Origin of the sequence: Aquabacterium sp. UBA2148, from assembly GCF_002328915.1 — a bacterium.
Classification (GTDB): domain Bacteria; phylum Pseudomonadota; class Gammaproteobacteria; order Burkholderiales; family Burkholderiaceae_C; genus Aquabacterium; species Aquabacterium parvum.
This window is the reverse complement of sequence record NZ_DCXA01000205.1, coordinates 1-8,707: the sequence shown is the minus strand read 5'-3', so window position 1 is coordinate 8,707 and position 8,707 is coordinate 1. Positions and strand designations below refer to the sequence as shown.

At 66.9% G+C, this 8,707-nt stretch carries 9 protein-coding genes and 1 pseudogene; 5 read left to right on the top strand and 5 right to left on the bottom strand.

Annotation, left to right across the window (positions count from 1 at the left end; all coding sequences use genetic code 11):
- The 5 genes from B2W70_RS11370 to B2W70_RS11350 all read left to right on the top strand — a co-directional run.
- A partial coding sequence (locus tag B2W70_RS11370; RefSeq protein ID WP_286745769.1) for a hypothetical protein occupies window positions 1-628 on the top strand: 628 nt, incomplete at its 5' end.
- 136 nt (window positions 629-764) lie between these two features.
- Window positions 765-1,889 carry an AraC family transcriptional regulator gene (locus B2W70_RS11365; protein ID WP_286745768.1) on the top strand — a complete coding sequence of 375 codons (1,125 nt, stop codon included), beginning with the start codon at window positions 765-767 and terminating at the stop codon, window positions 1,887-1,889.
- 167 nt (window positions 1,890-2,056) lie between these two features.
- The gene (locus tag B2W70_RS11360) at window positions 2,057-2,554 is read left to right on the top strand and encodes a chlorophyllase/cutinase-like alpha/beta fold protein (RefSeq protein WP_286745766.1); all 498 of its coding nucleotides are present in this window, start codon (window positions 2,057-2,059) and stop codon (window positions 2,552-2,554) included.
- A gap of 39 nt (window positions 2,555-2,593) precedes the next feature.
- Complete coding sequence (locus B2W70_RS11355) at window positions 2,594-2,896, top strand: hypothetical protein (protein WP_286745765.1); 303 nt, start codon at window positions 2,594-2,596, stop codon at window positions 2,894-2,896.
- Window positions 2,897-2,909: 13 nt separating this feature from the next.
- Window positions 2,910-3,650, top strand: a complete 741-nt coding sequence (locus B2W70_RS11350) for a hypothetical protein (RefSeq protein ID WP_286745763.1) — start codon at window positions 2,910-2,912, stop codon at window positions 3,648-3,650.
- Window positions 3,651-3,673: 23 nt separating this feature from the next.
- Here B2W70_RS11350 and B2W70_RS11345 read toward each other — a convergent pair whose 3' ends face one another.
- From B2W70_RS11345 to B2W70_RS11325, 5 genes and pseudogenes are all read right to left on the bottom strand, one after another.
- The gene (locus B2W70_RS11345) at window positions 3,674-4,984 is read right to left on the bottom strand and encodes a nitrate- and nitrite sensing domain-containing protein (protein WP_286745762.1); all 1,311 of its coding nucleotides are present in this window, start codon (window positions 4,982-4,984) and stop codon (window positions 3,674-3,676) included.
- 97 nt (window positions 4,985-5,081) lie between these two features.
- Window positions 5,082-6,809, bottom strand: coding sequence for a bifunctional protein-serine/threonine kinase/phosphatase (locus tag B2W70_RS11340; protein ID WP_286745773.1), 1,728 nt, complete (start codon window positions 6,807-6,809; stop codon window positions 5,082-5,084).
- Window positions 6,809-7,621 carry a formate/nitrite transporter family protein gene (locus B2W70_RS11335; RefSeq protein WP_286745760.1) on the bottom strand — a complete coding sequence of 271 codons (813 nt, stop codon included), beginning with the start codon at window positions 7,619-7,621 and terminating at the stop codon, window positions 6,809-6,811. Before B2W70_RS11335 ends, B2W70_RS11340 begins: the two co-directional genes overlap by 1 nt.
- Before the next feature lie 141 nt (window positions 7,622-7,762).
- Window positions 7,763-8,104: a nitrite reductase small subunit NirD gene (nirD, locus tag B2W70_RS11330; RefSeq protein WP_286745771.1), complete on the bottom strand. Its 342-nt coding sequence runs from the start codon at window positions 8,102-8,104 to the stop codon at window positions 7,763-7,765.
- Between the two features lie 39 nt (window positions 8,105-8,143).
- A pseudogene (locus tag B2W70_RS11325) lies at window positions 8,144-8,707 on the bottom strand (nitrite reductase (NAD(P)H)); the annotation flags it as partial.

Below are 8,707 nucleotides of genomic sequence, written 5' to 3'. Positions count from 1 at the left end.
GCCTGCCATCGCGGTCGATGGCACCGAGGGCTGGCTGCTGTGCTTCGCCCTGCCATCGACCCGGTCGGCGGACGAAGCCCTGTTGGTGCTGCGCCAGTTGATCCGAGAGGGGTTGCAGCAGGTTGGCGTGACCGTGTCGCCCGCCGATGCCGCTGCCTGGCGTTTCACGTGCTGGCCGGCCGATTCGTCAACCGATGCCCACCAAGACGCCTGGCCCGTGCCCCGCGAGGTCGCGCCCGATCGGTGGTCGGCGTTCGTCGCCCCTGACCTCGTTCCCGTTTTCGCCGAATCCCCCTGGCTCGATTGCGCACCCAGCGAAGAAGGGCAGGCCACGCTGCTGAGCAGGCTCTTGCCCATTCCTGCCGAGCCATGGGCGCGCTGGCTGGCTGCGTCGTCCCGGGATGCGGCCGACGCGCTCGCAGACCAGAACAGCGGTGGCGACGTGCCTGGCCAGCCCGCTCCGCACCTCGGTGTCCCGCCGGGTTCCTTGGGCGCACCAGCGTCGCCTTCGATCGGTGCGGCGGCGGCCGACGCCCCACGCGCTTTCCTGCTGTCCGTGATGAACGACCCCAGCGTGGACATGGCCCTGCGCATCGAGGCTGCACGCGTGCTCCTGGCCCACGGGTGATCGGATCGGACAAGGGGGTGATCGGATCGGACATCGGTGTCCAGATGCGATGCCGCAGACCCGGGGCGTCCCGGAGAGGCAAGTGGGCAGGCCGCTGACAGAATCGCCGCGATCAGGCATTCAGGAGGTCCTCACCATGCAGCTCATCGACACCGATCCGGCGCCACCTTTGCGCGCTTCCACCGACGGGCGCGGCACCGCGCTGCTGCTGGCCCGCGCTGGCGACCGGCGCTTCCCGCCTTCCAAGCTCTCGGTGCTGCTGGGGGTGATGACCGAGCTGGGCGCCGACCCGCACGAGGTGCTCGCAGGCACCGGCCTGCTGCCGGAGAACGTCAGCAATCCTTTCACCATGACCTCGTGTGCGCAGTTCTTGCGCGCGAGCCGCAACGCCGTGCGCCTCTTGCCCCATGCCGACCTCGGTCTGCGCGTGGGCGAGCGCCTGGGTGTGATGCACTACGGCATGTATGGCTACGCGCTGCTGTGCTCGGAGTCGCTTCGCCAGGTCTGGGAGCGCGCCATCCGCTATCACCCGCTTTCGGGCGGCATGCTGCCCTTGCGCTGGGAGGTACAGGGCGATGAGGCGGTGTGGACCTTCCCTGACCGCGCGGCCTTCCCCTGGCCCGATGTCGATGAAGCGCTCTACCGCTTCATGATCGACCTGCAGCTGGCGGCCCATGTGCGCATCGGCCAGGACGTGATGGGCGAGTCCTTCGGCCCCAAGCAAGCGGGCTACATCGGGCAGGCGCCTGCAGACGTCAGCCACTGGGAGCGCGTGCTGCACGCCCCCGTCGTGTTCGGGCAGTCGGCCAACACCCTGCGCTTTGATGCCACCTTGCTCACGCGTGCGCCCCAACTCGCCCACCCGATCACGGCTTCTCACCTGTCGGTGCAATGCGCTCGGTTGCTGGAAGAGGCCAGCTGGGGCGCGGGCATGACCCGACGCGTCTACGAAGAACTCACCCGGCACGGCGGCCGCTTTCCCTCCATCGAAGAGGTGGCCAGTCGCCTGTGCATGACCTCGCGCACCCTGCGTCGCCGGCTGGAGGCCGAGGGCGCCGGCTTCTCCGAGCTGCTCGCTGCGGTGCGCAAGCGCCTGGCGATCGACTACCTGGTGGGCACGCGCTTGAGCACCGAAGACATCGCCGAGGCACTGGGCTTCAGCGACGTGGTGAGCTTTCGCCACGCCTTCAAGCGCTGGACGGGCCTGACGCCGCGCGAGTACCGCATGGCACAGGACGGCGCTCGTTTGCACCTGCAGTGACCGGGTTTTCCTGATCCCCCACTGTCCCTTTGGGTCTGCTTTTTGTCCGTGGTGTTTCTTCACGGTCCTGATGTCGGCAAGCACAGTGCATGGGCCCCGTTGAGTCGGCTTCGGCCGCCGCAGCGGGCTCCGTCAACGATGCACCCAACCGACCCACAAGAGGACACATGAAGAACGCACCCATCCGCTCTGTTTTGGCCACCTGCCTGGTGGCCGCCGCTGCCAGCGCCTTGGCTCAGACCACGGCGCCGACCTCCGCATCCCTCAATGCCTCGGCCGGCCCGCTCAGCGTGAGCACCGCTTCCGTCACCGCGCCGCGCGGTTTCGGTGGCGGCACCATCTACTACCCGACCACCCAGGCGCGCTACGGCGTCATCGCCATCAGCCCTGGCTTCACCGCCACCCAGACCAGCATCGCCTGGCTGGGCCGCCGCATCGCCACACACGGCTTCGTGGTCATCACCCTCAACACCCTGACCACGCTCGACCAACCCGACAGCCGGGCCAACCAGCTGATGGCCGCGCTCAATCACGTCATCAACTCGTCGAGCTCGGCCGTCAAGGCCCGCATCGACACCAGCCGCCTGGCCGTGGCGGGGCACTCGATGGGCGGTGGCGGCGCGCTGATTGCCGCGCGCGACAACCCCACGCTCAAGGCCTCCTAGCCGCTGACGCCGTGGAACATCAACTCGGCTTTCTCGACCGTGCGCGTGCCGACGATGATCGTCGGGGCCGATGGCGACACGGTGGCCGGCGTGACCAGCCACGCGCGTCCTTTCTACGCGGCCCTGCCGAGCGCGACGTCGAAAGCCTATGGCGAGCTCAACGGCGCCACGCACTTCACGCCGAACTCGACCAACACGCCGATCGGGCGTTATGGCGTGGCCTGGATGAAGCGCTTTGTCGATGGCGACACCCGCTACTCGGCTTTCCTGTGCGGCACCGAGCACACGCGCTACGCGACGGCGCTGGTCTTCGACCGCTACAACCAGAACTGCCCTTACTGATCGGAGGCGCGCCATGATCATCTCGATCACGTCGCGCCGCCGGCCATGGTCCAGGCCGGCCCTCGCCTTGCTGGCGGGAGTGGGCTTGGGGACCCTGGTGCTGGTTGGCTGGCTCGGGCTGCGTTCGGACGGCGCTCCACCCGCGCCGAACGCACCCGTTGCCCAGCCATCGTCGCCCGACCGCTGGATCCTGCCGAGCGTGCCGGGCGCATCCCAGCACATCGACCTGGGCGTGCGTCAGCGGGTGCTGGGCGAGGAGGGCCCCGTTCGCATCGGCACCGTGCGACCGTTTCGGGTCGATGCCTCGGGCGCGCTGGTGCTGGACGCCAACACCGTGGTGACGCTGGAGCAGTTGATCGCCTTCAGCACCCCCGAGCAGTTCCCGGCGCTGGTGCGCGAGGCCGCGGCCGGCCTGCCGCAGGCCCAGCAAACCCAGGCCCTGGAACTGGCCCAGCGCTTTGACCGTTACCAGGAGGCCGTGCGCCAGCGCGTGCAACCCGATCAGGCCCCGCTCACGGTGGACGACATGGCCCGTGACCTGCAGGCCCTGCAGGTGATGAGGCACGACCACTTCGGCGCGCAAGCGGCCTTGCAGCTCTTTGGTGATCAGGAGGCCATCACGGCCCGGCTCATCGAGTTGATGACGCAGGACACACAGGCCGATGCCCCGCTGGAGGAGCGGGCCATCCGTGCGCAGTCCCGCTTGCTGGCCGAGCGCGACGGTCGCAGCAACCGCAGCGATGGCGGCAGCTGAATGCTGCCTTGGCCTGGCACGCCTCAGTGAGGCGGTGCCGTGCGCACTTGTGATGCGAAAGCGAAATCAGGCAGGGCCAGCGTCGCCTCGGCCACATCCAGCAGGCGCTTGTTGTGGTCCATTGAGGCCTTCTGCAGGGCGCGGAAGGCCTCTTCTTCGCTCAGGCCCAGGCGCGACATCAGCGCGCCCTTGGCCCGCTCGATGACCTTGCGCTCGTGCAGAGCGCGTCGTGCCGTGTCGAGCTCGGACTCCATGCGGCTGAGCCGCGCCGACTGATCCTGCAGCAGCTCGACCAGGGCCGAACCGGCGCCTGCACCCGGCGCGTCTTTCAGGCCATCGGGCAGGTTCGACAGCACCGGGGCCTCGGCTTGCTCGGCGTCGTTGAAGAAGCGGTCGACCGCGTGGCTGTGACGCGGCGGGTTCTGGCGCAGGCGCTCGAGCAGGCCTTCGGAATCCTGCAGGTCTTGTTCGGTGGCGCGGATCTGGGCGTCGCAGTCGTGGCGCAGCGCGTGCACCAAGGCCACGAGCATGTCCTCCATCTCGCCGATGCGCGCGCTGGTGACCTCGAACCAGCTTTCGCTGAGCGCGGTGTCGAGCTTGGCACCGGCGCGAGCCGTGCACACGCTGCGGCGCAGGCGCTCGAGCTGCGCCATGTTGGGCGTGAGTTGCGACTGCAGCCAGCGCCCACGCAAGGTCGGGTCGGTGAATTCTTCGAAGACGTGCAGGCTGCGCTCTTGCGCGTCGATGAGGTGGATGACGCGCTGTTGCTCGGCCTCGCTGCAATGCCCGGAGGCGAAGAGCTGGGCGCCCACGGCGCGCTCCTGTCCGGCGGCTTCTTTGCCTTGCACCAGGTGCACGAAGGCCACCAGCAGGCGCGAGATGCCGGGGTGCAAGGTGGCGTCGGCCACGTGGAAGATGAGCTCGACCAGGCCGGCGATCAGGCGGCTGTAGGCCGTCACTGCGGCGTGAGCGGTGGCTGTGTGTTGCACGGTCTGGGCGCGCAGCTCGGTCAGGGCGTCGAGGTCGAGCACCACCCATGCCATCAGTGAGAGCATGCGTGCGGACGCGCCGGCTTCGGGGGCCAGCTGCGCATCGAACAGCTCGCGCAGGCGGGCCTCGATGGGCGTTACCGACTCGACCGTGGCCTGGCGTTCGCTGGCGAAGCGCTGCCCCGCCGAGGCCAGGTAGATGCTGGTGGCCCCGCGCTCGCGTTGCAGCGCGTGAATCAGTTGCCCGATGACATCGACCAGTTCGATGCGGCCAGCGAGGTGCCGGATGCCTTCCAGCTCCAATTGTTTGGCGCGCAGAACGAGGCTGGAGACGGACAGGGACATGGCTTCGGGCAATGGGCGATGGACAAGTCTGATTGTCCCTGCTTTGCGGGGCGTTGAACAGGTCGGTGCGGGAGCCCGAGGCATGTTCATGCCTTCCTCAATGTCCGGCGAGGCGCGATCCCAACAGGATCAGGCAAGCGATGGCAAGCACCAGGGACAGGGCCCGCCAGAACGCGACCGGGTTTCGCTCGATCAGTGGCGTGCTCCGGTGGTGCTGTTGTCCCGGCCCAGGTGCCCGCAGTCCATGCACGAACTCGGAGAGTGCTTCGTGGCGACGGGCAGGGTCGGCGTGGAGGGCCTTGCGCAGGACGCTGTCCAGCCACGGGGGCAGGTCCGGGCGGTGGTTGCGGGCGGGCACGTACCGGAGCTTGCGGATGTCCGCGGCAGAGCGAAGCCTCGCCGCCTGCAATCCGTATGGCAATTGCCCGGTGAGCATCTGATACGTCAGCACCGCCAGCGAGAAGAGGTCGGAAGCCGGGCTGCCCCCATGCCCCAGGAGGGACTCTGGCGCGGTGTACTGAAGAGAGCCGAGCAAATCATCGGCCTGCGCCTGTCTGCCACCTTCGGCCAAGCCGGTGACATGCACCGAGGCAAAGTCGATGATGCGAACTGTTCCGGTCCGGTCGATCATGATGTTCTCCGGCCGCAGATCCTGGTGCAGCATTTCCTTGCGATGGAAGGCCTGCAACCCTTTGGCAACTTGTTCGATGACCTGTCGCACCTGGTCGAGCCCGGGGCGCCGGTGGTCGTTCATCCACTGCGCAAGGGTCTGGCCTTCGATGTATTCCATGGCAACGAACAGGTGTTGTCGCGGCCTGTCCTGCCCGCATGGCTTGAGCACGTGCGGGCTGTCGAGGCGACGCGCTACCCATTCCTCCAGCAGGAACCGATCCAGGTAATCGGACGACTCGCGCATGTCTACCGAAGGCGTCTTGAGTGCAACCTGCTTTCCGGTGGCATCGTCGATGGCCAGGTGAACATGGCTGCGCGAGCTGGCATGCAAGGGGCGAACGATGGTGTAGCCCTCGAAGCTCATGCGAGCATGCAGCGCGGGCGGAAGTGCCAGCTCCGTGCGTTGCTGGTGCAGGGTGTGAACCGGTGCTTCGCCAAGCTCTTGCACCCGCACGATCTGCAGGGTCAGGTTGTCCTGGCTGCCCCGCTCGAAGGCCAGCTCTGCGAGCGCCGCTGCAGCAGCGTCGAGGTCGCTGGGGTGGGCGCACAGCGCGCGATGAACATCGGCAGCATCGATGTGTTCATGCACGCCGTCGGTGCTCAGCAGGTAGATGTCGCCGACTCTTATCGTCCAGTTGCGGTGGTCGATTTCAACCGATGGGCCCACGCCCAGGGCTCGTCCCAGGCAGGTCTGCGACGCAGACACCTGGACGCGGTGGTCTTCGGTCAGGGGCTCCAGAGCCTGCTGGTGAAGCTGGCAGATCCGCGTATCGCCGACGTGAAGGAGGTGGCCTTCGTTGCCTTTGAGGATCAGAGCGCTGAAAGTGCACACCTGACCCCGGTCGCGGTCGAACCGCGCATCGCTGCGCTGGTTCTGGGCGTGAAGCCAGGAGTTCGTTGCAGCGAGCACTCGCTGGCCGGAGCGTTTGACGCTCCAGGCCTCGGAGGTGCAAAGGTAGTCATCGAGGAAGCCCTTGACGGCCGCAGCGCTGGCCAGCTGGCTCACCGGGCTGCTGCCGATGCCGTCCGCAATGGCCAGTGCGATGCCCTTGCTGCTCAACAGCGGCTCTCGGGGAATGGCAGCGCCGTGAAAGTCCTGGTTGATGTCCTTGCGCCCGGCCCGCGAGTGCTGGCCGAGCGATATCTGCAACATCAGACCGACGCGCGCTTGGGCGCGGTCTTGTAGTGCGTCGAGTACAGCGTGGCGCCAACGAAGGTCAGACCGCCCACCAGGTTGCCCAGCACCGTGGGGATTTCGTTCCAGATCAGGTAGTCCATGAACGTGAAGTTGCCGCCCAGCATCAGACCAGATGGGAAGAGGTACATGTTGACGATCGAGTGCTCGAAGCCCATGTAGAAGAACATCAGGATGGGCATCCACATGGCGATGACCTTGCCGGACACGCTGGTCGACATCATGGCCGCCACCACGCCCGTCGAGACCATCCAGTTGCACATGACGGCGCGCACGAACAGCGTCAGCATGCCGGCGGCGCCGTGGGCCGCATAGCCCAGGGTGCGACCTTCCCCGATGTGTCCGATCTTCTGCCCGATGGCGTTCGGCGCCTCGGTGAAGCCGTTGGTGAAGATGATGGCCATGAAAACGGCCACGGTGATCGCACCCGCGAAGTTGCCCACGAAGACCAGGCTCCAGTTGCGCAGCACCCCGCTCCATGTGGCGCCGGGTCGGCGGTCCAGCACCGCCAACGGTGCAAGGGTGAAGACCCCGGTCAGCAGGTCAAAGCCCAGCAGGTACAGCATGCAAAAGCCCGTCGGAAAGAGCAGGGCTCCGATGAGCGGGTTGCCCGTGTTGACCGACACGGACACGGCGAAGGCCGCAGCCAGTGCCAGGATGGCGCCAGCCATGTACGAGCGGATGAGCGTGTCACGGGTGGACATCAGCAGCTTGGATTCGCCGGCATCGACCATCTTGGTGACGAATTCGGCAGGTGCGAGGTAGGCCATGTTGGGATTCCTGTGTTTCAGCGGGGGGAGTGGGCCTGCGAGCCTCTGATGGTGCTTCGTCAGGCGAGCGGGGCGGTGTGCCGCCCTCTACTTTCGCGTTTGCGGTTGTGTCTCTTCGGTTCGGTCAGCGTCACGAGGCGATCAGCGCAGGCGGACCTGCACCACGCCGCTTTCGGTGCGCACCGCGTGGGCACTCACCGAGAGCTCGGGCTGCTCGATGCATTGACCGCTGTGCAGGTCGATGTGCTGCTTGTAGAGCGGCGAGGCCACGACGATGCGGTCACCGAGGCTGCCGACAAGCCCGCGCGAGAGCACGCTGGCGCCGGACTTGGGGTCTACGTTGTCGATGGCAAAGAAGCGATCCGGTCCGACGCGGAAGACCGCGACATGTCGGCCCTGAACCAGCGCGCACACGCCGGTGTCAGGCAGGATGTCGTCGACCGGGCAAATGTCGGTCCAGGAAGAGGTGTCGGAAGAGGTCATGGTGGGGTTGAGGACGGCGCTCATGGTGTTGGCTCCTGCTCAGGCGGTCTCGATCGTGGCGCCGGACTCGAGCTCCTGGCGCTCTTCAGGGCGCGCCGGCCGGATCTGGCCGCGTTCCTTGACGAACAGGATGCGTTCGTCCTTGGCTTCGCTGTTGACGAAGGAGCGGAAGCGCTTGCGCACCTCGGGGTTGGTCACTGCGGTCTTCCATTCGCACTGGTAGGTGCTCACCACGTGCTGCATCTGCGCTTCGAGCTCGGCGCCCAGGCCCAGCGAGTCGTCGATCAGCACGGACTTGAGGTAGTCCAGGCCGCCTTCGAGGTTGTCGCGCCAGGTGCTGGTGCGCTGCAGGCGATCGGCCGTCTTGACGTAGAACATCAGGAAGCGGTCGATCATGGCGATCAGCTGCGGCTTGGTCAGGTCGGAGGCGATCAGCTCGGCGTGGCGGGGCTTCATGCCGCCGTTGCCGCACACGTACAGGTTCCAGCCCTTCTCGGTGGCGATCACGCCCACGTCCTTGCCTTGCGCCTCGGCGCATTCACGGGTGCAGCCCGACACACCGAACTTGATCTTGTGCGGGGCGCGCAGGCCCTTGTAGCGGTT